The sequence below is a fragment of the Andreprevotia lacus DSM 23236 genome (assembly GCF_900176275.1).
Lineage (GTDB): Bacteria > Pseudomonadota > Gammaproteobacteria > Burkholderiales > Chitinibacteraceae > Andreprevotia > Andreprevotia lacus.
Map to the genome: position 1 here is coordinate 1 of NZ_FWXD01000011.1, position 22163 is coordinate 22163.

At 64.2% G+C, this 22163-nt stretch carries 17 protein-coding genes and 2 tRNA genes; 7 read left to right on the forward strand and 12 right to left on the reverse strand.

Annotated elements, in window-relative coordinates:
* Nucleotides 1–128 precede the first annotated feature (128 nt).
* The 4 genes from B9A19_RS10390 to B9A19_RS10405 form a co-directional block, all read right to left on the reverse strand.
* Complete coding sequence (locus B9A19_RS10390; protein ID WP_084090735.1) at nt 129–1745, reverse strand: tetratricopeptide repeat protein; 1617 nt, start codon at nt 1743–1745, stop codon at nt 129–131.
* Nucleotides 1746–1813: 68 nt separating this feature from the next.
* Entirely contained in the window at nt 1814–4618 is a 2805-nt protein-coding gene (locus B9A19_RS10395; protein ID WP_176216881.1) for an EAL domain-containing protein, read from the reverse strand.
* A 289-nt stretch (nt 4619–4907) separates the two neighbouring features.
* Nucleotides 4908–4994 (reverse strand) — tRNA-Leu (locus B9A19_RS10400).
* Between the two features lie 43 nt (nt 4995–5037).
* Nucleotides 5038–5124: transfer RNA gene (locus B9A19_RS10405), tRNA-Leu, on the reverse strand.
* A 179-nt stretch (nt 5125–5303) separates the two neighbouring features.
* Between B9A19_RS10405 and rnr the strand changes: the two genes are divergently transcribed.
* Nucleotides 5304–8132 carry a ribonuclease R gene (gene rnr, locus B9A19_RS10410; protein ID WP_308418224.1) on the forward strand — a complete coding sequence of 943 codons (2829 nt, stop codon included), beginning with the start codon at nt 5304–5306 and terminating at the stop codon, nt 8130–8132.
* 32 nt (nt 8133–8164) lie between these two features.
* Here rnr and B9A19_RS10415 read toward each other — a convergent pair whose 3' ends face one another.
* Nucleotides 8165–8494 carry a hypothetical protein gene (locus B9A19_RS10415; RefSeq protein ID WP_084090738.1) on the reverse strand — a complete coding sequence of 110 codons (330 nt, stop codon included), beginning with the start codon at nt 8492–8494 and terminating at the stop codon, nt 8165–8167.
* 196 nt (nt 8495–8690) lie between these two features.
* Here B9A19_RS10415 and B9A19_RS10420 point away from each other — a divergent pair, with 196 nt between their 5' ends.
* From B9A19_RS10420 to B9A19_RS10435, 4 genes are all read left to right on the forward strand, one after another.
* On the forward strand, nt 8691–9050 hold the full coding sequence (locus B9A19_RS10420; protein ID WP_084090739.1) for a hypothetical protein: 360 nt from the start codon (nt 8691–8693) through the stop codon (nt 9048–9050).
* A 169-nt stretch (nt 9051–9219) separates the two neighbouring features.
* Nucleotides 9220–9924, forward strand: coding sequence for an SIMPL domain-containing protein (locus B9A19_RS10425; protein WP_176216882.1), 705 nt, complete (start codon nt 9220–9222; stop codon nt 9922–9924).
* Between the two features lie 2 nt (nt 9925–9926).
* Nucleotides 9927–10352, forward strand: coding sequence for a protein YgfX (locus B9A19_RS10430; RefSeq protein ID WP_084090741.1), 426 nt, complete (start codon nt 9927–9929; stop codon nt 10350–10352).
* Nucleotides 10349–10813: a GNAT family N-acetyltransferase gene (locus B9A19_RS10435; protein ID WP_084090742.1), complete on the forward strand. Its 465-nt coding sequence runs from the start codon at nt 10349–10351 to the stop codon at nt 10811–10813. Before B9A19_RS10430 ends, B9A19_RS10435 begins: the two co-directional genes overlap by 4 nt.
* Here B9A19_RS10435 and B9A19_RS10440 read toward each other — a convergent pair.
* The 4 genes from B9A19_RS10440 to B9A19_RS10455 all read right to left on the reverse strand — a co-directional run bounded on the left by B9A19_RS10440 (nt 10789) and on the right by B9A19_RS10455 (nt 12990).
* The gene (locus B9A19_RS10440) at nt 10789–11574 is read right to left on the reverse strand and encodes a heme ABC transporter ATP-binding protein (RefSeq protein WP_084090743.1); all 786 of its coding nucleotides are present in this window, start codon (nt 11572–11574) and stop codon (nt 10789–10791) included. The two genes, B9A19_RS10435 and B9A19_RS10440, sit on opposite strands and share 25 nt — an antisense overlap.
* Nucleotides 11568–12530, reverse strand: coding sequence for a FecCD family ABC transporter permease (locus B9A19_RS10445; RefSeq protein ID WP_245804322.1), 963 nt, complete (start codon nt 12528–12530; stop codon nt 11568–11570). Before B9A19_RS10445 ends, B9A19_RS10440 begins: the two co-directional genes overlap by 7 nt.
* Before the next feature lie 91 nt (nt 12531–12621).
* The gene (gene hemP, locus B9A19_RS10450; RefSeq protein WP_084090744.1) at nt 12622–12789 is read right to left on the reverse strand and encodes a hemin uptake protein HemP; all 168 of its coding nucleotides are present in this window, start codon (nt 12787–12789) and stop codon (nt 12622–12624) included.
* Nucleotides 12790–12798: 9 nt separating this feature from the next.
* On the reverse strand, nt 12799–12990 hold the full coding sequence (locus B9A19_RS10455) for a hypothetical protein (RefSeq protein WP_084090745.1): 192 nt from the start codon (nt 12988–12990) through the stop codon (nt 12799–12801).
* Here B9A19_RS10455 and B9A19_RS10460 point away from each other — a divergent pair.
* Together B9A19_RS10460 and B9A19_RS10465 are read left to right on the forward strand one after the other, a co-directional pair.
* Nucleotides 12989–15634 (forward strand): PD-(D/E)XK nuclease family protein, encoded by a 2646-nt coding sequence (locus B9A19_RS10460; RefSeq protein WP_084090746.1) that lies wholly within the window; start codon nt 12989–12991, stop codon nt 15632–15634. The genes B9A19_RS10455 and B9A19_RS10460 overlap by 2 nt on opposite strands.
* Nucleotides 15631–18960, forward strand: coding sequence for a UvrD-helicase domain-containing protein (locus tag B9A19_RS10465; protein WP_084090747.1), 3330 nt, complete (start codon nt 15631–15633; stop codon nt 18958–18960). The genes B9A19_RS10460 and B9A19_RS10465 overlap by 4 nt, the downstream gene beginning before the upstream one ends.
* Here the strand turns inward: B9A19_RS10465 and B9A19_RS10470 are convergent.
* The 3 genes from B9A19_RS10470 to nadB form a co-directional block, all read right to left on the reverse strand.
* Nucleotides 18950–19180 carry a hypothetical protein gene (locus tag B9A19_RS10470; RefSeq protein ID WP_084090748.1) on the reverse strand — a complete coding sequence of 77 codons (231 nt, stop codon included), beginning with the start codon at nt 19178–19180 and terminating at the stop codon, nt 18950–18952. The two genes, B9A19_RS10465 and B9A19_RS10470, sit on opposite strands and share 11 nt — an antisense overlap.
* A 70-nt stretch (nt 19181–19250) precedes the next feature.
* Entirely contained in the window at nt 19251–20411 is a 1161-nt protein-coding gene (locus B9A19_RS10475; protein WP_084090749.1) for an AAA family ATPase, read from the reverse strand.
* Nucleotides 20412–20414: 3 nt separating this feature from the next.
* Nucleotides 20415–22013 carry an L-aspartate oxidase gene (nadB, locus tag B9A19_RS10480; RefSeq protein ID WP_084090750.1) on the reverse strand — a complete coding sequence of 533 codons (1599 nt, stop codon included), beginning with the start codon at nt 22011–22013 and terminating at the stop codon, nt 20415–20417.
* Nucleotides 22014–22163 lie beyond the last annotated feature (150 nt).

A 22163-nucleotide genomic window follows, 5' to 3' on the forward strand; every position in this document is an offset into this window, starting at 1 on the left:
TTGCAAACCGCTTGCGGTACCCGTACCGCGGCGCGTTCTGCGCCTTGCGCTCCATCCCGAACTACCCCGAACGCAAGCGTGAAATAAGTGTTAACAGGCCCTAGCTTGCTTGCCGGCGCGGCGTGCAGCTATTTGCCGCCGCTGAGCTGGTTAAGGTCGTTGCGCATGCTGTAGAGCACGCCTTCGTCCGTCATGCCCTCCAGCCGTTCAAGAAACTGATCGAGGGTGAGGATGAGCTTGCGGCGTGCGCCGTCGGCCACTTCGCCCGCCTGCATGGCCTTGATGCCGGCGTGGGTGGCTGACAGCATCAGGCGGTGGTTGTAGGTGGATTCGGCGGCCGGCAGCAGCTTGGCCAGTGCTTCGCTGAACTGGTTCTTCATCAGTACCTGCACGCCGTCCCGGTTGAGATCGCTGACATCCTGACCAACCTGCTGGATATAGTGCGCCCACGCAGGCCGCTGACTTGCTGCGCTTTCCAGCATGCCTGAAATGTATTTGGTGGTGATGAAGCGGCGCGCCAGCGCGGCCAGCCATTTGTAGGGTGGTACATTGTCATTGGCTTGCTCGCCATCGACAGTAGGCGGGCAGACCTGGTCTGCAGTCATGATCCAGTTGACTGCCAGCTCCAGCGTGAAATCGGGGCGCGACAGCATCTCGGCCACATCGTTGAGTGCCTCGGCCTTGCCGCTGAACAGTGCGCTGGCCAGTGCGCCCACCACGCGGTTCTTCAGCGTTTCCTCGCGCTGGCAGATGCCGCTGACCATCTTCAGGTATTTTTCGGCATCGGCCGAGGCTTGGTCGCGGCGTGCCGCCAGCGCCAGCTGCAGCACGGTTTCCGGCGCCAGTACCGATGAATTTCCGCCGCAGGTGACGGCTTTTTCCAGCAACTGCCGCGCCTTGTTCGAGTCGCCCATCATGTTGGCTAGGTTGCCGGCCTTCTGCAGCCGGCTGACGTTGTTCGGCGTCATCGACAGGCATTTGTCGAACACGGCCATGGCCTCGTCCAGCCGGCCCTCGGTCATGTACATATTGGCCAGTTCTTCGTAGGCATCGACATACTGGGCGTGATCGTTGATGGCGGCCTGCAGCGCGGCCTCGGCCTGCGTCTTGTTGCCCTGCTTGTTGAGTACGCGCGCGAGATTGAGTTTGGCCCACGGCACGACCCGGTTCTGCAGCACCTCTTCCAGCAGTACACGGGCTTCGTCCAGCCGGCCGGTTTGCAACAACAGATTGGAAAGCAGGCGCAGCGCATCGTTGCGGTATTGCTCGGCCACTTCGAGGATGTCGCGCAGCACCTCGATGGCACCATTCGGGTCGTTCTGCTCGATCTTGTCGTAAACGGGGCGGAAAAACTGCTTCTTGTCCCACGCGACCTTGAGCCGGTCGGTGAGTTTGGCGCTGGTAAACGGCTTGATCAGGTAGTCGTCCGGCCCGACCTCGGCCACCGCGACCACCTTTTCATAGCTGGCTTCAGCGGTGATCATGAACCAGATGGTGCCCAGCGGCAGCTCGCCGGTATGGCGCATTTCCTCCAGCAGCTCCTGGCCGGTGGTGCCCTCGCCAAAGTAGTAGTCGCACAGCACCACGTCGTAAACGCCATTCTTGAGGCGACGGCGTGTTTCGCCCACGCTGGCGGCGGTATCGACGCGCGAAATGCCGGACTGCGACAGCGTCATGCGTACGGACTGGCGCACGACCGAGGCATCGTCGGCGACAAGTACGCGGGCTTCGTTGAATTCCGACATCGGTGTCAAGCATCCACTTTCGATACTTGCAATATCGGCCTAAATTTCGCGCTTTGCAGCATTAATTCTTACGAAACGGCATCTTTGCCGCGTTCCGTGTGAAGCGGCGTTGCTGCAGCATCGGGCAATGAAAAGGGCTGTGGTCTGCACAATGCGTAGCCTTGCGCATAGTCGATGCCGATCTCGCGGGTCGTTGTCAGGATGGCTTCGTTCTCGACGAACTCGGCAATCGTGCGTTTGCCCATCACGTGGCCGATGTGGTTGATGGCCTCGACCATGGCACGATCGGACGCATCATTGACCATGCCCTTGACGAAGGCGCCGTCGATTTTCAGGTAATCCACCGGCAAGTGCTTGAGGTAGGCAAACGACGACATGCCGGCACCGAAGTCGTCGAGCGAGAAGCGGCAACCCCTGGCCTTGAGGGCGTGAATGAACAGCGTGGCGCGATTGAGGTTGGCTATGGCTGTGGTCTCGGTGATCTCGAAGCACACGTGGCTGGCCTCGACGCCGCTGTCCTGCAGCTGAGTGCAGACGAACTCCAGAAAAGCATCGTCGCCGATGGAGGCACCGGACAGGTTGATCGAACAGATCAGCGTTTCCGGCTGCTGGCGCATGCTGGCCAGCGCCGTGCGCACCACCCAGCGGTCCAGCAGCGGCATCAGGTTGTAGCGCTCCGCTGCCGGGATGAAGGCACTGGGCGGGACCACGCTGCCGTCGTCGTTGATCAGCCGCAGCAGCAGCTCCACATGGCGGTGGTCGGGCTCGGCCAGCGCCACGATATCCTGTGCGTACAGGCAGAAACGGTGTTCCTCCAGAGCACGGTGGATGCGCTGCACCCATTCCATTTCGCCGTAACGCACCGTGATTTCCGCATCGCCGGGCTGGTAGTGCTGCACGCGGTTGCGGCCTTTCTCCTTGGCCATGTAGCACGCTACGTCGGCTGCGCGCATGCTGTCTTCCAGCGTGTAGGGCGTGTCGTCCAGCGCGACAAGGCCGATGCTGACGCTGATATTGAAGGGTTGCCCGCCCCAGGCAAAATGCAGGGTTTCTATGGCTTCGCGCAGCGTCTCGGCAATGCGGGTGGCCGGTTCCAGCCGGCAGCCTTGCAGGATGACGCCGAATTCGTCGCCGCCCAGCCGCGCCAGCGTGTCGTCAACGCGCAGATGGCGTTGCAGCGTGCTGCAGACCTGGCGCAGCAATTCGTCACCCGAGGCATGCCCGCTGGTGTCGTTGACCAGCTTGAACTGGTCCAGATCCAGAAACAGCAGCGCATGGTGAATGACGCGCTGCGGCCGCTCGGCCAGCAAGCGGCCGAGTCGCTGCTCGAATTCACGCCGGTTCACCAGCCCGGTCAATTCGTCATGGCTGGCTTGCCAGGACAGGTGGGCAACAAACTGGCGCTCGCGCGTCATGTCGTGGAAGGCGAGGGCGGCACCGGCAATGTGGCCGGCCTCGTCATGCATGGGGGCGGCAACCAGCCGCACGGCAGTTTCCGAGCCATCTTTGCGGATCAGCCACAGGTTGCGGCCTTCGGTATCGGCGGACTCGCCGGCCAGCACCTGGCCTACGGGGTCGAATTCCTGTTCGTTGCGCGCCTCGTCGATCAGGTGGCAGGTGGTGCTGAACCGCAGGCCGGTGGCGTGGCGCACGCCCAGCAAGACTTCGGCGGCCGGGTTCATGTAGCTGATGCTGCCCTGCGTGTCGGTGGTCAGCACGGCGTCGCCAATCGAGGCCAGCGTGACCAGTGCACGCTCCTGCTCGGCCTGCAGCGCGGCTTCCATGCGTTTGCGCTCGGTCACGTCCTCGAAGGTGCCGGCCATGCGCTGGGGTATGCCGGTGCCATCGCGACTAGCCTGGCCGTGGGCGTGATACCAGCGGTAGCAGTCGTCGGCGGTGCGCAGCCTGAACTCGGTTTCATACACGCTGTTGTCGGCAAAGTGGCTTGCCATGGCGGCACGTACGGTGGCCTGGTCCTCCGGATGGACGCGAGCAAAGACGGCATCGAAGTCGAGCTGGTCGTGCTGGCCTGGAAAGCCGAACAGTGCGCGGTATTGCGGCGACAGGTAAACCAGATTGGCGGGTATGTCCCAGTCCCACACGCCATAGTGACTGCCGCTGACCGCCAGTTGCAGACGCTCTTCACTGGCCTGTAGTGCGCCTTCCAGCCGGTCACGCTCGGCCATGTGACGGCGGGTGCGCCACACAGCCAGCAGGATCAGCACCAGCGCGGCACCGAAGTTGCTGTAATAGAGCACATTGCGTATGGCTTGCGAGGCTTCACCCAGCGTATTGGAAAACTTGCGCTCGATCGGGGTCAGCGCATTGTTGATGCGGTCCAGCTCGCTGCGCGCACGGCGTATGGCGGCGGCATCCAGCGTGCCTTGTTCGGCGGCGCTGCGCACGCTGCGCGCCACGGTATCGAGCTGGGCCAGATGCTGGTCGCCCAGCGCCCAGACCGAGATGGCGCGATCCATGTAGCTGATGTTGCGGAAGGTGCGGAACAGCCAGATCATGCCGGGGATGTCAGCCGGGCTGTTGCCGCCAGCCAGCAACCCCCGCTCGGCAGCAGCGAAATCGGGTTTGGCGGTGTCCAGAGTCAGGCGTGCAATGCGGTCGCCCTCTGGTACCGACATGGCTTCACGATAGCGGGCATAGGCGGCCGGGTCGCGCGTATCCAGGTAGATGCCCAGTGCCTGGATGGCGTCCTTTTGTCCCTTGGACCACAAGCTCTCGCCAGCCACATAGGCGCGCATGGCCGACAGCACGTTGATACTGCCCATGCTGAGCAGGGCGAGCAATGCCACCACCAGCACGAAAGGCCAGATCAGGCGCAGCAGGCCGCTGTAGCCATGCAAACGGGGTGTGGGCATGTGGTACTTCTGCTCCGGTGAGGGATGCCCGGCACGGGACATCACTCGGGTGATGCTTGGTGTATTAATGATCTCTAATTTTTGGATTGCTTGCCAGTAAATTTGCGGTAGCTGGCGCTGGATGGTTTCTGTCCATGCCGGATGGGCATGGTTTTGCTGTCGCTGCCTGCAATTGGAATAGCAGGCCGTGCAACGTGGCGGGGAAATATGGGCGGGGAAAGGGGATGAATGGAGCGGAATGCAAAAACAAAAAGCCCCGATCAATTGATCGGGGCTTTTTGTCTGGTATTGGTGCCCAAGAGAAGACTCGAACTTCCACGCCCTTGCGAGCGCTAGGACCTGAACCTAGTGCGTCTACCAATTCCGCCACCTGGGCAATTTCTTCAAAACAGTTTCAACATGTTCTAGCTAGCGTAGTATGGTGCCCAGGAGAAGACTCGAACTTCCACGCCCTTGCGAGCGCTAGGACCTGAACCTAGTGCGTCTACCAATTCCGCCACCTGGGCCACGCTTGCTGCTAAAATCTGCTGTGCTGCAAGAAGAGGCGCAATTATCTGGAATCCCTGTACTGATGTCAACAAATAAAACGCAAAAAAATCGACAATCGACAAGAAACAACAAAAAACGCAGTCTGCGTGATCAAGACCCGTGGCTGGAGCGCGAACGCGAGCGATACGATAACCCATTGCCCAGTCGGGAATTTATTCTGCAACAACTGGCCGAGGCGGGCGCACCGCTTGATCCGGTCGAACTCTCGAATAATTTATCCATTACCCCCGCCGAGCAGCCGTTTTTTGATCGCCGCATTGCCGCGATGGCGCGCGAAGGCGATCTGATGATCAATCGCAAGGGCGCTTTGTGCTTGCCCGAAAAGGTGGATTCGATTGCCGGCCGCGTGTTGGGCCACAAGGATGGTTTCGGTTTTCTGATCCCCGATGACGGCAGTGATGATCTTTACCTTGGCCCACGGGAAATGGACAAGGTATTGCACGGTGACCGTGCGCTGGTGCAGCAGATCGGTCTGGATCGGCGCGGCCGGCGCGAAGGCAAGGTTATCGAGGTGCTGGAGCGTGGCAACAGCCGGCTGGTGGGGCGCTTCTATCGCGAACAGGGCGTCTGCACCGTGGTGGCTGAAGAAAAGCGCATCAGCCAGGCGCTGCTGATCGCGCCGGATGAAACCGCGGGCGCGCAAACCGGCCAGGTGGTGATGGTGGAAATCATCCGCCAGCCCGAACGGCACGTGAAGCCGATTGCGCGTGTGCTGAACGTGCTGGGTAATTACGATGACCCGGGCATGGAAATCGAAATTGCATTGCGCAAACACGATCTGCCGCATGAATTCTCGGCCGAGGCCGAGGCACAAGGCCATGCCACGCCGAAAAAGGTGCGCAAGCAGGACTGGAAGCCGGTGGATGGCGTCGAACGCGTTGATCTCACCGCGTTGCCGCTGGTAACCATTGACGGCGAAACCGCGCGCGATTTCGACGATGCCGTGTATGCAGAGAAAAAGGGCAAGGGCTGGCGGCTGGTGGTAGCGATTGCCGATGTCAGCCACTACGTGCAGCCCGATGACGCACTGGACCAGACCAGCTTCGAGCGCGGCAATTCGGTGTATTTTCCGCGCCGCGTGATCCCCATGCTGCCGGAGGCACTGTCCAACGGCATCTGCTCGCTGAATCCGGAAGTGGATCGTTTGTGCATGGTGTGTGACATGCAGGTGGCTGCCGATGGCGCGATCACCAAATACAAGTTCTATCCGGCGGTGATGCATTCCAAGGCGCGGCTGACCTACACCAAGGTGTGGGACATGCTCTCCAACCCCAAGGGTGAAACCGCTGCGCAATACAAGAAGGTGCTGCCGCATGTGCAAACGCTGTATGCACTGTTCCAGACCTTTCTGACTGCGCGCCAGCAGCGCGGTGCCATTGATTTTGAAACGACCGAAACCGAAATCCGCTTCGACGAGCAGGGCAAGATCCGCGAGATTGTGCCGGTGGTGCGCAACGATGCACACCGGCTGATCGAGGAATGCATGCTGGCGGCCAATGTCTGCGCCGCCAACTACATGCTGAAGAAAAAGCACCCGGTGCTCTACCGCGTGCATGAAGGGCCCAATGAGGCCAAGCTGGACAAGCTGCGCGAGTACCTGCGCAGCTGCGGCCTGTCGCTGCCCGGTGCCGAGATCCCGACCGCCAAGGATTACGCACAGGTACTTGAGGAGATCAAGAAGCGCCCGGATGCCGAGCTGCTGCAGACCATGCTGCTGCGCAGTCTGTCACAAGCGGTGTACACGCCGGAGAACGCCGGCCACTTCGGCCTGAGTTACGAGGCGTATGCGCATTTCACCTCGCCGATCCGCCGCTACCCGGATTTGCTGCTGCACCGCGCGATCAAGGCGGTGCTGGCGGGCAAGAAGTACAAACCCTCGCACAAGTGGGAGCAACTGGGCCAGCAGTGCTCGATGACCGAACGCCGCGCCGACGATGCCAGCCGCGATGTGCTCAACTTCCTCAAGTGCTATTTCATGCGCGACAAGGTGGGCGAGGAGTTCGAAGGTACCATTTCTGCCGTCACCAGCTTTGGCCTGTTCGTGCAGCTCGATCATTTGTATGTCGAAGGGCTGGTGCACGTGTCTGAGCTGGGGAAGGACTATTTCCATTACGACGACCGCCGCCACGAAATGCGCGGCGAGCGCAGCGGCAAGCTCTACAAGCTGACCGACCGCCTGCGCGTGAAGGTGGTGCGGGTCGATATGGAGTCGAACAAGATTGACTTCATTCCGGTAGAGGCCACGCCGGTCGTGGTGGAAGCGCCGGGTGCTCCGGCACCGGCCGCCAAGCCCAAGCGTAGCAAGGCCCCGGCTGAAGCGGTGCCCGCCAAGGCTGTAGCCGTCACTGCCAACCCGGCACCGGCCGGCAAGAAACGTGCTCCGCCCAAGGCAGCTACGCCTGCTGCGGCCAGCTCCAAGCCTGCAGCCAAGCCATCGGCAACGCCCCTTGCGGGCAAGGGCAGTGCTGCCACGGTTGCAAAGGCGCCCGCAGCAACCCCGGTGAAAGACGCCTCCAGGCAGATCGGCAAGGCAGTCAAGCCGGTTGCGCAGTCCAACGCCAAACCTGCCCCGGCACCGGCCAGCCAGCCGGCGCAGCCCAAAACTGCGGGCAAGCGTGCCACCGTGCGTGCCGTACCGCCCGTCACCCCGGTAGCGGCGGCTCCTGCGTCCGGTGCTGCGAAGGTGCCGCGTGGTAAAGCGCCGGCGACGGCCGCCTTGTTGCAGGCTCCGGCGCCAGTGGCCGAACCCGCGCGCAAACGCAAGCCTGCAGCAGCTGCATTGACACCGGCAGCGGCTCAGCCAGCCAAGGTCGCTGATGTGCCGGCACCCAGGCGCATCGGCCGGGCGCCGGCCCGGCAGGTGGCCAGTTTGCTGCAGAAACCTGCTGCGGAAGTGGTAAAGGCCGCGCCGGACGATGCCGTGCCGCCGGTCAGACGCCGTCGTGGCAAGGCAGGGCAGGAGTAAGTCTTGTGGGTAGGGCGCCGCTGCGGCGGCGCTCAGCCCAGTGCGCGGTTGAGCAGGTCGCGTTGCTGATCGGACAGATCGACGATCTGGCCGATCAGTTTGAAGCGACTGATTTGCCCCATCAAGGTGGCTGTGGTGATCTTGATCTTGCAGTCGAGGTAGCGTTTTTCTGCGCCGCCGGGCAGATCAATGAACAGCCGGCAGGTTTGCCCGCTGCGGATTTCCTGGTCGGCCAGCAGCACCAGCGTGTTGCTGGACGCCTCAACCACGCGGCCCAGCAGCGGCGGGGTGGCAGGATTGAGGATGATCGCGGCGCGCCAGCCGACGATCTTGCGGTTAGGTGTAGTGAACGCTTCACTCATGATGCGCAATGGACAGAAAGAAGGATTGCTTCCGGGCGTGGCTGAGTGCGTCAACGCGTTGCGGTGGCATGGCCCGGATTGCCGAAGGGAGAGCTTGCCATGATACCCTCTCGCCACGACGGTGTGATGACACATTGCCATTTTAGTTCTGGTTAAAAATACTGTCGCCCGAATCCAGTCAGGAGTTTTGCCCCATATGTTCATCGTTGATCGTTCCGTCGCCCTGATCCGACCCAAGCAACCGTTTCTGGACTGGCTGCTGGCCCTGCCGGGCAACGATATCCCCCTTACGCTGGAAGACATCCGCAGCGACTGTACGGTGATCCTGATCCCGGAGGCCGCCGAGCCGGAAGACGGCATTGCCCATATCGATGAAATTGCCGAGAAGCTGTTCGAAATGGAGCTGTCTTCGTGGGTAGGTGACGAGGAACTTTGGCCCAAGAAGCGCAATCTGAAGTTGTTCTGGGATTGGTTTGACGTGGAAATTCACCTTGGCGTAATGGACAGCGTGGACGAGGATATCCATAACACGCCGTCCGACCACGGATACCACTGATTTTTTTGCGCGGATTCACCCCGTTTTGTTCCGGCCCCCGTTACATGCTTGTATGGGCATGGGGCTGAGGCGGCGGGTAATCCGGCAAGCAGTCAGCAAGCGGCGCCTGGGGCGCCGTTTTTTTTGCCCATGCCGCACTTTTGAATCTGAACGAAATCCGGGAGTTTGCATGCAACGTCTGATCGCTTCGCTGTTTGTTGCCACACTGGCCACGACCGCCTGGGCTGAAACGCTCAATTACAACGTGGTGAATCTGGAGGCCAATGCCAGCCGCGAGGTCGGCAATGACATTGCCTATGCCACGCTCTTTGTCGAGCTGACCGAGGCCGATCCGACCAAGCTGGCTGACCGCGTCAACCAGCCGCTGGCGCAGGCCATCAAGATTGTCAAGCAAGTGCCGGTGGTGCAATCGGGCGGTACTGGCTATTCCACCTATCCGGTGTACGACAACAAGACCGGCAAGCAGCAGGGCTGGCGTGGTCGTGGCGAGTTGCGCCTGAGCAGCCGCGATTTTGCCGCGCTGTCGAGGGTGCTGGGCCAATTGCAGTCGGCCAACGGCGGCCCCGGCCTGCAACTGGCCGATGTGCGCTATGGCGTATCGGAGCAGCAGCGTGACCAGGTCGAGAACGAGCTGATCGAAGAAAGCCTCAAGGCCTTCCGTCAGCGTGCCGATCTGATCCGCAAGACCATGGCCGGCCAGAGCTGGAAGGTGGTCAATATCAATGTGAATACCGGCCCGGCACCGCAGCCTGTTCCGGTCATGCAGCGCACTTTCAAGGCTGCGGCCATGGCGGCTGATTCTGCACCGGCGCTGGAGGGTGGCGAGAGCCGCGTTTCGGTCTCGGTGAACGGTAGCGTGCAGATCAACGAGTAAGCGTGCAGCCGCCATCCTTGCTGCTTGGGCCGTCGCGCCGGGCGCGCGGCTTGTTGGTCACCTGCCATGCGCTTGCGCTGGCGGTGACCATTGCGCTCCCGTTGCCATGGTGGCCGCCGGCATCGCTGCTGATCGCGCTATCGTGGTGGCAGGCGCGGCGCACGGTGCTGCCGTTGCGCCTGAGCGCTTTGCCCGACGGTCAGATCAGGCTGGACTGGCCGGACGGCCGCAGCGAGGATGCCATGCTGCAGCCGTCCACCCGGGTAACCGGCTGGCTGACGGTGCTGCACCTGCATGTTGATGGCCGCAGATTGGCCGTGCCGCTCTGGCCTGATAGCGGTGATGCCGAGTTGTTGCGCCAGTGGCGCGTGTGGCTACGCTGGCATTGGCCAGCCTTGCAACGCAACAATCCCATGGTTTCCGAATGACACCTGTTTATCTGCCTGCGCAAGCACAGGATTTCGAGGCACTGCTGGCGCTGCGCATCCGCGCCATGCGGCCCAGTCTGGCGCGCATCGGCCGCTTTGACCCCGAGCGAGCACGGGCACGTTTTCGCGACAGCTTTCACCCTGCCGCCACCTGCAAGATCATGCTGGGCGATGTGTGTGCCGGTTTCTATGCATTGCGGGCACTGCCGGACAGCCTGGAGCTGGATCACCTGTATATCGAGCCAGATCAGCAAGGGTGCGGGCTGGGCGCAGCAGTGCTGGCGCATGTGTTCGCGCACGCTGACGCGATTGGCCTGCCAGTGCATGTCGGCGCCTTGCGTGACAGCGATTCCAACCGCTTTTATCGCCGGCACGGTTTTGTGCAGAGTGGCGAGAGCGAGTGGGATATCCATTACGCCCGCCCGCCAGCAGTGGTTCAGGCAAACAGCACCAGCGGGTAATCGGCCCCGTCGGGATGGGCCAGCACATGCGCCGGCAGGCCGTATGCCGCCTCCAGGTGGGCGGGGGTCAGCACCTCGGCCGGTGTACCGGCAGCGATGGCTTTGCCATCTGCCAGCAGCAGCAAGCGGTCGCACCAGCGCGCCGCCAGGTTGACGTCATGCAATACCAGCAGCGCAGCGATGCCCTCATCGCGAGCCAGCGCGGCAACGGCATCCAGCAATTGCCGCTGATGGCGCGGGTCGAGGTTGGCAGTGGGTTCATCCAGCAGCAGTAAACGGTATTCGCTGCGGCCTTTGCAGGCCAGCAATTGCAGCAGCACGCGCGCCAGCTGCACGCGCTGCTGCTCGCCACCGGACAGCGACAGATAGCGGCGCTGGCCAAGGTCGGCAATATCGGCATAGGCCAGCGTGCGTTGCTGCAAGTCATGCAAGGCAGCAGGTGAGAGTTCTGGATAGGGATAGGCGCCCATCGCCACCACGCTACCCACATCCAGATCGAAAGCCAGCGAAGGCGCTTGCGGCAGCACGGCGCGTTGCCGTGCCAGCTCGCTGCTGCGCAACTGTGCCAGCGGTTTGCCGTGCAGGGTGACAGCGCCACCGGCCGGTGTCAGCTCGCCTGCCAAGGTGGCCAGTAAGGTTGATTTACCGGCACCGTTGGCGCCCAGCACACCCCATACACTGCCGGCAGGTAGCGTCAGATCAATGCCCGACAGCACGGTGCGATGGCCGCGTGCGCAGGCCAGTGCCCGGGCGGTCAGCATGCGCGCCCTTGCCTGACCAGCAGCCAGATGAAGAAGGGCCCGCCCACCAGGCTGGTGACGATGCCGATGGGAATTTCGGATGGGGCCATGGCGACACGTGCCAGCCAGTCAGCCAGGGTCAGGCAGAGTGCGCCGGCCACGATGCTGTTGGGCAGCAGCCAGCGGTGGTCGCTGCCCAAGGGCAGACGCAGTAGGTGCGGCACGATCAGGCCAATGAAGCCGATGGCGCCGGTGATGGCCACCAGCGGCCCCACCAGCAAGGCAACGGCAACGATGATGCGGCGGCGCAGCGGCGCCAGTGCAAAGCCCAGATGCTGGGCTTCGCGCTCGCCCAGCAACAGCGCATTCAGTGCGCGCCAGTCACGGCATAGCCGCCAGCACAGCAGCGCTACCCACGGCACCAGCCAGGCCAGCAGTGGCCAGCTGGCACCACTCAGACTGCCCAGGTTCCAGAAGGTGAGCGAGCGTAGCTGCCCGTCGTCGGCTTGATAGGTAAACAGGCCGATCACGCTACCGCAAAGGGCATTGATGGCAATGCCGGCCAGCAAGAGATTGGCAACGCCGATTTGCCGGCTGCCCAGCTGGTAGGCCAGTGCGGTGGCCAGCAGGCTGCCGGCAAAAGCGGCGGGAATGATGACAGGCAAGGTCGGGGCGCCAAGTACGATGGCAGCCACGGCGCCCAGCGCGCCGCCGAGCGAGATGCCGATCAAGCCCGGCTCGGCCAGCGGGTTGCGGAACAGCGCCTGTATGGCCGCACCGGATACCGCCAAGCCTGCGCCGGCGGTGACGGCCAGCACGATGCGCGGCAGACGCACCTGCAGCAGCACGTTGAGCCACAGTGCAGCATCGTCGCCAGCGTCGCCGCGCAGCAAACGGGGTAGCGCAGCCAGTGGCAGCGATACGGCACCGCTGAGCGCGGACGCCAGCACAGCGACGAGCAGCAGCGCCAGCAGCAAGAGCAGCACCCGCGCCGGCGTTAGTTTGAAAAGGGAATTCGGGCTTGGCTTCACGCCCGCATGTTAATGCAAGACGTGGCAATCGGCGTGCTCATTTGGTCAGGATCAGCTTGCCTTGACGGGTTTCCTGCAAGGTATAGCGCACGCCATTGTGCTCGATGATGGCAGTGCGCTGGGTGCCGAGCAGTGCCTGGCTATCGATGATTCTGGTCTCCGGCGTGATGGGGGCAGATGCCGGGGTAGGGGGTGGTGTCGTCATGTCTGCATGTTAATGATAATAGTTCTTATTTGTAAAGGTGTTGGCCTTGCCGCTTGTCGCCGGCCAGAGGGCCGGCCATTGCGAGAGGAGGGGGGCAGGCGGCGGTGGATGCGGCGCCTGCACCCGATCCGCCTTGGTCACCAGCGCGTAGGCAGGTGCCGAACTGGTATGATGGCGGCGCCACAGACTCCGCTCGTTCATGACCTCTTTCCTGGCCCTTATACCGCTGCAGATGCCCGATCTGCATGCGCTGCCCGCCGCGCAAACCGTGGTGCTGACGGTAAACAACCGTCTGGCGCGGCGGCTGAACACGGCTTTTGTGCAGCAATTGGTGCATAACGGGCAGGCGGCTGCGGAGTTGCCGGCCATCCTGCCGCTGGCTGCCTGGCATGCGCAGCAGGCCGATGCGGCGTTGTTTGTGCCCGACGAGGCCGTGCCGGTACAGGTGCTGGATGGTTTCGCTGCCCAGTTGCTGTGGGCGCAGGCCATCAAGCAGGAAGAAAAAGACCGTCCGCTGTTCGACGAGCGCCAGCTGGCCGCACTGGCGGCCGAGGCCGACAGCCTGATCCGCGAGTGGGCACTGCGCCTGCATGCCGTCGATGAAACCGATGAATCGCGCCAGCTGGTGCGCTGGCAGCAGCGCTACCGCAAGTTGCTGGCCCGGCTGGATGCTGAAGATGGTGAGCAGGCCATCGAGCGCACCGTGCGGCTGCTGGAGCAGGGCAAGTTGCGTGCCCCGCTGCATCTGGTGCTGGCCGGTTTTCGCGATCTCTCGCCGCGCATGCAGCGCTTGCTGGCGGCGATGGGCGCGCAAGGTACGCAGTGTCATCAACTGGAAGAAGCCCCGCCGCAGGTCAGCACTGCGCCTGCGCGTTTCATGGCGGCTGACCGCACTGCCGAGTGGCGCGCCGCCGCGCAGTGGGCCGCGCGCAAACTGCAGGCCGACCCGGATGGCCGCTATGCCATCCTGGCCCCCCGGCTGGAAAACGATGCGCCGTTTGCACGCCGCGTGCTGGTGCAGACGCTGGGCAACCCCGATCTGTTCAACATCGCCATTGGCCGGCCGTTGGCCGACTGGCCGCTGGTGCAGGCCGCACTGGCGTGGCTTACCGTACTGGCCGGTTTCGGCAGCTGGAGCCCGGCGGAGCTGGGTGCGGCGCTGCTGGCCGGGCATTGCGTGGGCGATCTGTCCGAAGCCGGTGAACGTGCGCGGCTGGACGCGCAATGGCGCTGGCGGGGCAGCATGCAGGTGGGCCCGCATGAATGGCTGCGCCAGCTGTTTACCTGCCCGCAACTCTCTGCTGCGTGGCCACAGGCGCGTGCCGCCTTCGACGATGGCCGGCGCAATGCGCGCAGCGACATCTGGGCCCGCCGCTTCGTGGCCAGCCTGACCGCGCTGGGTTTCCCGGGCGAGCGCGGGCTGGATAGCGCGGCCTTCCAGGTGCAGGACGAATTCAAGGCATTGCTGACCCGCTTTGCCGGGCTGGCCGGTGTGGCCGGCGAGCTGAATGCGCGTGGCGCAGTGCAATTGCTGCAGCGCCTGGCGCGCGAAACACCCTTCCAGCCACAACGCAGCGCACTGGCTCGGCTGGACGTGCTGGGCCTGCTGGAAGCCGAAGGCGAGCGCTGGGACGGCGTGTGGATGCTGGGCATGACCGACGACGTGTTGCCGAGCATTCCCAAGCCTAACCCGCTGCTGCCGCTGACCGCGCTGCGCGCTGCCGGCGCGCCACGTGCCACACCCGAGCGCGAGTTGGCCTATGCGCAGGCGCTGTTTGCCGCGCTGCGTGATGCCGCGCCTGAGGTCATCGTCAGCCATGCCGAGCTGGATGGCGAGCGCGAGCTGCGCCCGTCGCCACTGATTGCCGATCTGCTGCCGACGGCGTGGCGGCCACTGCCGGAAGTTGCAGTCGAACCCATCGCGCTCGATACCGCAGTGGACGAACAAGGCCCAGCGCTGAATGAAAAAGACGTGGTCAACGGCGGCGTGGCGGTGCTGGAGGCACAGGCGCGCAACCCGCTGTGGGCCTATGTGCGCTACCGCCTGGGCGCGCGTGAACTGCCAGCCTATGCCGAGCAAGTACCACTCAGCCTGCGTGGCGTATTCATGCACAAGGCCATGGAAACACTGTGGCGGCAACTGGCCGATTCGGCCACGTTGCAAGCGGCACATGCCGAAGGCCGCTTGCCGGCGCTGATCGCGCAGGCGGTGGAGGAGGCGGCGCCGCGCTGCCTGGAAGACCTGCCGCCAGTGATCCGCAATCTGGAATGCGCACGCGCCAGCAGCGTGATCGCCGCATGGCTCGAACTGGAGCTAGGCCGCCTGCCATTCGCGGTGGCCGCCACCGAGGCACCGCATACCTGGCGCCATGGCCCGCTCAATCTGAATCTGCGGCTGGACCGGCTGGACCGGCTGGCCGATGGCAGCGCGGTGGTGGTCGACTACAAGACTGGCAAGCGGCTGGATATTTCCGGCTGGGCCAAGGACAGGCCCACCGAGCTGCAACTGCCGTTGTATGCATCGGCCATGGCCGACGATGTGCGCGGCGTGCTGCTGGCCGGCCTGCATGCGCGCGAAGTCGGTGCGCGCGGCGTGGCTGACGTGGCCTTGGGCTTGCCCGGCGTGCCGACCTTGGCCGAGCTGGACCCGGACAAGGATGCGCTGGGCGGTCTGGACTGGGACGGACTGCGCGCGCGCTGGCAGCAGGCCATCCACATGCTGGCCGATGAATTCGTAGCCGGCCATGCGGCCAACAGCACCGAACAGCCCGGTGCGCTCGACTATTGTGATGCACTGCCCTTCCTGCGCGTGACGCTGGAGCAGGACGAGGAGGAGGGCGCGTGAGCGGCAAGCAGCCACAAGACTGGCAGCAACGGCTGCAGGCCGTAGATGCTGCCGCATCGTATCTGGTGCAGGCGCCGGCTGGCTCGGGCAAGACCGAGCTGTTGACCGACCGCATTCTGGCCTTGCTGCCCACCGTGGAGCGGCCCGAGGAAGTCGTCGCCATTACCTTCACGCGCAAGGCCGCAGCGGAAATGCACGCGCGCGTGATGCACAAGCTGGCCGCCGCACGCGGCCCGGCGCCGGATGCCGAGCACGCGCGGCGCAGCTGGCAACTGGCGCGTGCCGTGCTGGAGCACGATGCACGGCAGGGCTGGCATCTGCTTGACCACCCCGGCCGGCTGACCATACAGACCATTGACTCGTTCTGCGCCGGTCTGGTGCGGCGCATGCCGTATCTGAGCCAGCTTGGCGGCATGCCGGCCACGGTGGATGATGCACGCCCGCACTACCAAGCGGCGGCGCGCGCCACGCTGGCGCTGGCCGATCACGCGCTGCTGGGCGAACCGATCCGCACCCTGGTGCATCACCTTGATGTAGACCTTGCCGCGACCGAAGCGCTGCTGGCCGATATGCTGGCCAGCCGCGACCAGTGGTTGCCGCTGCTGGGCAGCATGGCCAGTGCCTTTGACGCTGAGGGGCTGCAGCACGATCGCGAATTGCTGGAACACAATCTGCAGGCGGTGGTGATCGAGGAGCTGCAGGCGCTGAGCGATGCGATGCCCTTCGGCTGGTATCACGAGCTGGCGCCGCTGGCGCGGCAGTCGGCCGAGCTGCTGGAGCCGGAAAAGCCCGGTGTATTGACCGCACTGGCCGGCTGGGGCGACGTGCCGCTGTCGTGCACACCACAGGCGCTGCCGCAGTGGCAGGCGCTGCAGACCCTGCTGCTCACAGGCGGCAAACTGCGCAGCCCGCGCGGGCTGAACAAGAATCTGGGCTTTCCACCCGGCTGTGCACACAAGGAGGCCATGGCGCTGTGGCTGGACCAGCAGGGCGTTGACCCGCTGGCCGAATGGATCACGCGCCTTGCCGCCGTGCATACCTTGCCACAACCGCAGTTCGACGATGCGCAATGGCGCACGTTGGCGGCACTGCTGGCCACGCTCAAGCTCGCGGCGGCGCAATTGCTGGTGCGCTTTGCCGAGCAGGGCGAGGTCGATTTCACCGAAATCGCCAGCCGCGCGCTCGACGCACTCGGCCAGAGTGATGCACCCAGCGAGCTGCTGTTGCGGCTGGATGCACGCATCCGCCACCTGCTGATCGACGAATTCCAGGACACCAGCCAGCCGCAGATTGATCTGCTGGGCAAGCTCACCGCCGGCTGGCAGCCCGGCGACGGGCGCACGCTGTTTCTGGTGGGCGACCCGATGCAGTCGATCTACCGCTTCCGCAAGGCGGATGTGGGCTTGTTCCTGGCCGTTCGTGATCATGGCGTGGGCGAGATCGCGCCGGGTTTTCTGGCGTTGACTGATAATTTCCGCTCGCAGGCCGGCATTGTCGATTGGGTGAACCAGACCTTTGTGCGGCTGTTCCCGGCGCATGACGATGCCGACAGCAGCGCCATTGCCTATGCGCGCTCGGCGGCATTCAATGCGGCGTTGGCTGGTGATGCGGTCAGTTTTCACCCGGTATGGCGCCGTGATGATGGCAGTGCCGCTATGGATGAAGCCCAGCAAGTGCTGGCGCTGGTTCAGCAGGCGCTGGAAGCGGATGACAAGGGCACGGTGGCCATACTGGTGCGCGCCAAGAACCACGCCTATCGCATCGCACGCAGGCTGGCACAGGCCGGCATCGCGCATCGCGCGGTCGATCTGGTGCCGCTGGCACAACGGCCGGTAGTGGCCGATCTGGTGCAGCTGACGCGCGCGCTGGCCCACCCGGGCGACCGGCTGGCCTGGCTGTGCGTGCTGCGCGCGCCGTGGTGCGGCCTTACGCTGCACAGCCTGACCGTGCTGTGCGGCCACGACCATGCCTCGGCCGTGCCGTCTTTGCTGCAGCATGCGCCGCGCCTGGATGAACTGTTGCCCGGGCAACGTGCGCGGCTCGATGCGGTATTGCCCATCCTGCTGGATGAGCGCAATGCCAGTGGCACGCTGCCGTTTGCGGCCTGGGTGGAGCAGGTATGGCGACGGCTGCAGGGGCCGGCCATTTACGCCGCTGCGCGTGATGCGGTCGATGCCGAGCGCTTTTTCCAGCTGCTCGATACCCTGGCGCCCTATGGCGCGCTCGATCCGGCCGAGCTGGAGACCGCACTGGCCAAGCTCTACGCCACGCCCGACCCCGCCGCCAACCGGGTCGAGATCATGACCATGCACAAGTCCAAGGGCTTGCAGTTCGATACCGTCATCTTGCCAGGGCTGCACCGCAAGGCGCCGCCCGACCACCCGCCGTTGCTGCGGCTGGAGGTGACACAAGGCCGGCTGTTGCTGGGGCCGATCAAGCCACTGGCCGAGCGCGATGCCGACCCGGTGTCGCGCTATCTGGGCGAGCGCAACAAGCGCCGCGCCGCTTACGAGCTGGACCGGCTGCTCTACGTGGCTGCTACGCGTGCCAAGCGCCGGCTGCATCTGGTGGGCGAGCTGGCGATCAGCAGCAAGAATGGCGAGGTGAAGGCACCGCAATCATCCAGCCTGCTGGCACGGCTCTATCCCGTGCTGGGGCCGCAAACGCCACCGGCCGAGCTGCACGGTGCGGTTGCCCATGCCGGACCAGCTGCGCCGCCTGCGTTTACTTTCGTGCCGCAGGCGCATCTGCCACCGCAGGCCGAGCTGACGTCAGCCGAGCCGGCCTTTGGGCGTTTTGAACTGGTAGGTGCGTCGGTGGAGGCCATTACCGGCACGGTGCTGCATGCGTGGTTGGAGCGCATCGGGATAGACGGCCTGGCGGCTTGGCCGGCCAGCCAGTTGGCCGCAGCGCAAGCGCAGATGCAGCGGCAGTTGCAGCGAGCCGGGCTGGCGCAGCATGAGGCCGGTACGGCCGCGCAGGTCGTGCACGATGCCTTGTTGGCCACCATGAATGATGAGCGTGGCCGCTGGTTGCTGGGGCAGCCGGCGCGGCGCGAATGGCGCTTGGTTGATGCGGCTGGCAAGGTGGCGGTGATCGATCTCGCGCTGCAGACCGATGCCGGCTGGCTGGTGGTCGATTTCAAGACGGCCCGGCCGCACGATGATGAAACGGGCGATGCGTTCGCCGCACGCATGCAGAAGCAGCATGCAGGCCAGCTGGCCAGCTATGCCGCGTTGTTGGCGCAACTGACCGGTCAGCCGGTGGCGACAGCGCTCTATTTGCCGCGTGCGGGCATGTGGCTGCAGGCTGGTTTTAGCGCTTGATATTGACGGCTGTGGGAACTGGCGATGGGCGGGTGCAGTTGTGATCGGGGTAGGGGCCGTCTGCCTGCTCCCAACCGCTGCCGGGATAGGCCTGCACGCAGATCAAGTGGCCGTCACCCTTGCTCTTCCAGTGATACCAGTCGGCTGGGCGGGCAGAGGCGGTTTGCATGGACAGCACGGCACTTGCCAGCAGCAGGCAGATTGCAATGGTGCTGTGCATGGGCATCCTCCATATTTGATCCGACCCAGCATGCGCCGGGTAGGTATCAACGGCAAGTGAACATTGCTGGTCAGCGCGCTGGCCAGCTCCAGGCCGGGCGTTCCAGATCGCCCAACCCGGCGATGCGCGTTTCACCGAATTCCTTCTCCAGTTGCAAGGCCACACAGTCTTCGCTGCGCGCCAGCGTGGCAATCAGCCTGGCCGCGTGCGAGACCACCAGCACTTGCGTGCGTTCGGCAGCCAGCGCAATCAAGCGCCCCAGCGCCGGCAGCAGGTCAGGGTGCAGGCTGGTTTCCGGTTCGTTCAGCACCAGCAGCGCGGGCGGGCGGGGCGACAGCAAGGCGGCGGTCAGCAGCAGATAGCGCAAGGTGCCGTCGGACAGCTCCGCCGTGCCCAGCGGTCGCAGCAGGCCGTGCTGGAACATCTGCACCGCAAAGCGGCCGCTTTGGCTGACGATGTCGATGCGCGCACCGGGAAAGGCATCGTCGATGGTGGCATCCAGCGCTGCGCCATCGCCAATCTCGCGTATGGTCTGCAGCGCGGCGGCCAGATCGGCGCCGTCGTTGGCCAGCACCGGGGTATGGGTGCCGATTTGCGCCTGGCGGGCCGGTGCATCGGCATCGCTGCGGAAGTGGTCATAAAAGCGCCAGCCGCGCATCTGCTCGCGCAGTCGCAACAGCTCGGGCGCGCGCTCCGGGTCGGCGCTGTGCATCAGCATGCTGTCGAAGCCGGGCAGATGCTGGTGCAGTACCTGCCAGCTGCGGCCATCGCGCAGCTTCACCACGGCATTGTTGCGCTCGACCAGCGCGCTGGCAGGGCGGTAGAGCGGGCCGGCCCAGATGCTCTCGCGCTTGATGGCTGGGTCGCCGCCAAACATGGTGCGGCCGGGAATGGGCAAGCCCAGATCAATGGCATAGCCGAACTCTTCGCTGGCAAAACCAAGCTTGAGTGCGACCGGCTCGTTGCGCACCGTGCCCTGAAGCGGCACGTCGCCACGCCGCATGGCCTGGCTGATGGTCTCCGGGCCGGCCCAGAGCGTGGAGTCTAGTCCCCCTTCGCGTGCCAGCGACGGAATCACGCCGCCCTGTGCCGTTTCCGCCAGTAATCGCAGTGCGCGGTACAGGCTGGATTTGCCGCTGCCGTTGGCGCCGGTCACCACCGTCAAGCGCCCGAGTGGCGCAATCAGGTTGCGCAGCGAGCGATAGTTGGCAATGGCCAGCGTGTGCAGCATGGACTATTGCTTGCCGGTGGTCGTCGGTGCCAGCACGGTCGGCTCGGCGGCGGGCAGCATGCCCGGATAGTCGCGGCTGTAGTGCAGGCCACGGCTTTCCTTGCGCGCCATGGCACAGCGCACGATCAGTTCGGCGGTGGTCACCAGATTGCGCAGCTCGATCAAATCATTGCCGACGCGGAAATTGCTGTAGTACTCGTGGATTTCGCTCTGCAGCAGCTGGATGCGATGCAGCGCACGTTCCAGCCGCTTGTTGGTGCGCACGATGCCCACGTAGTCCCACATGAAGCGGCGCAGCTCATCCCAGTTGTGCGAGATCACTACTTCTTCATCCGGATCGGTGACCTGGCTTTCGTCCCACTCCGGTACCTTGGGCGGCTGGGCGCCGGTCTGGCGCAGGATGTCCTCGGCAGCGGCCTTGCCCAGCACCATGCATTCCAGCAGCGAGTTGGAGGCCAGCCGGTTGGCGCCGTGCAGGCCGGTGCAGGCCACTTCGCCTACCGCGTACAGGCCCGGCACGTCGGTCTGGCTCTTGAGGTCGACCACCAGCCCGCCGCAGGTGTAGTGCGCGGCTGGCACTACCGGAATCGGCTCCTTGGTGATGTCGATGCCCAGTTCAAGGCAGCGCTGGTAAATGGTGGGGAAGTGCTCCTTCACGAAGCGCGCCGGCTTGTAGCTGATGTCCAGATACACGCAGTCGTAGCCGCCCTTCTTCATTTCGAAGTCGATGGCGCGTGCCACCACGTCGCGCGGGGCCAGTTCGGCGCGTTCGTCATGCTGGGGCATGAAGCGCGTGCCATCCGGCAGGCGCAGAATGCCGCCTTCACCGCGCACCGCTTCGGTAATCAGGAAGGATTTGGCATCCGGGTGATACAGGCAGGTGGGATGGAACTGGATGAATTCCATGTTCGACACGCGACAACCGGCACGCCAGCCGATGGCAATGCCGTCGCCGGTCGCTACGTCCGGGTTACTGGTATAGAGATAAACCTTGCCGGCACCGCCGGTGGCCAGCACGGTGTGGCTGGCGCGGATGGTCTCGACCTTGTCGGTGTCGATGTTGTAGACATAGGCGCCCCAGGCACGCTGCTCGGCATCGCCCAGTTTCTTGGCGGTGATCAGATCGAGCGCGATATGGTTTTCCAGTACCGTGATGTTGGGGTGCGCTGCAACCTTGGTGGCCAGCGTCTCGATCACGGCTGCGCCGGTCGCGTCGGCCGCGTGGATGATGCGGCGGTGGCTGTGCCCCCCCTCGCGGGTGAGGTGAAAGCCGTGGTAATTGATGTCGCCGCTGTCGTCCTTGGTGAACGGCACGCCCATGGCGATCAGCCAGTCGATGGCTTCTTTCGAGTGCTCGATGATGAAGCGTGTGGCATCGGCATCGCACAGGCCGGCGCCGGCCACGAAGGTATCCTTGATGTGCAGCTCGACGCTGTCCTGCGTGTCGAGCACGCCGGCAATCCCGCCCTGCGCCCAGCCGCTGCCGCCATCGCGCAGCTGCCGTTTGGTCACCAGACCGACTTTGAGTTTGTCCGCCAGATGCAGCGCGATGGTCATGCCACCCAGGCCGCTCCCCACAATCAATACATCGAATTGCCGCATGGCTTGTTTCCGTCTTGCCGTCAGACCGGTAAATATAACAGACCCGCCGTGCTTGCCGCGCCTGCGGCGCTCGGTCAGAATCGGCGCCTTGCCGGTGCTTGCAATTGCGCGATTTGCCCCCACATGTGTGCGAATCGAGCCCAGTAATGA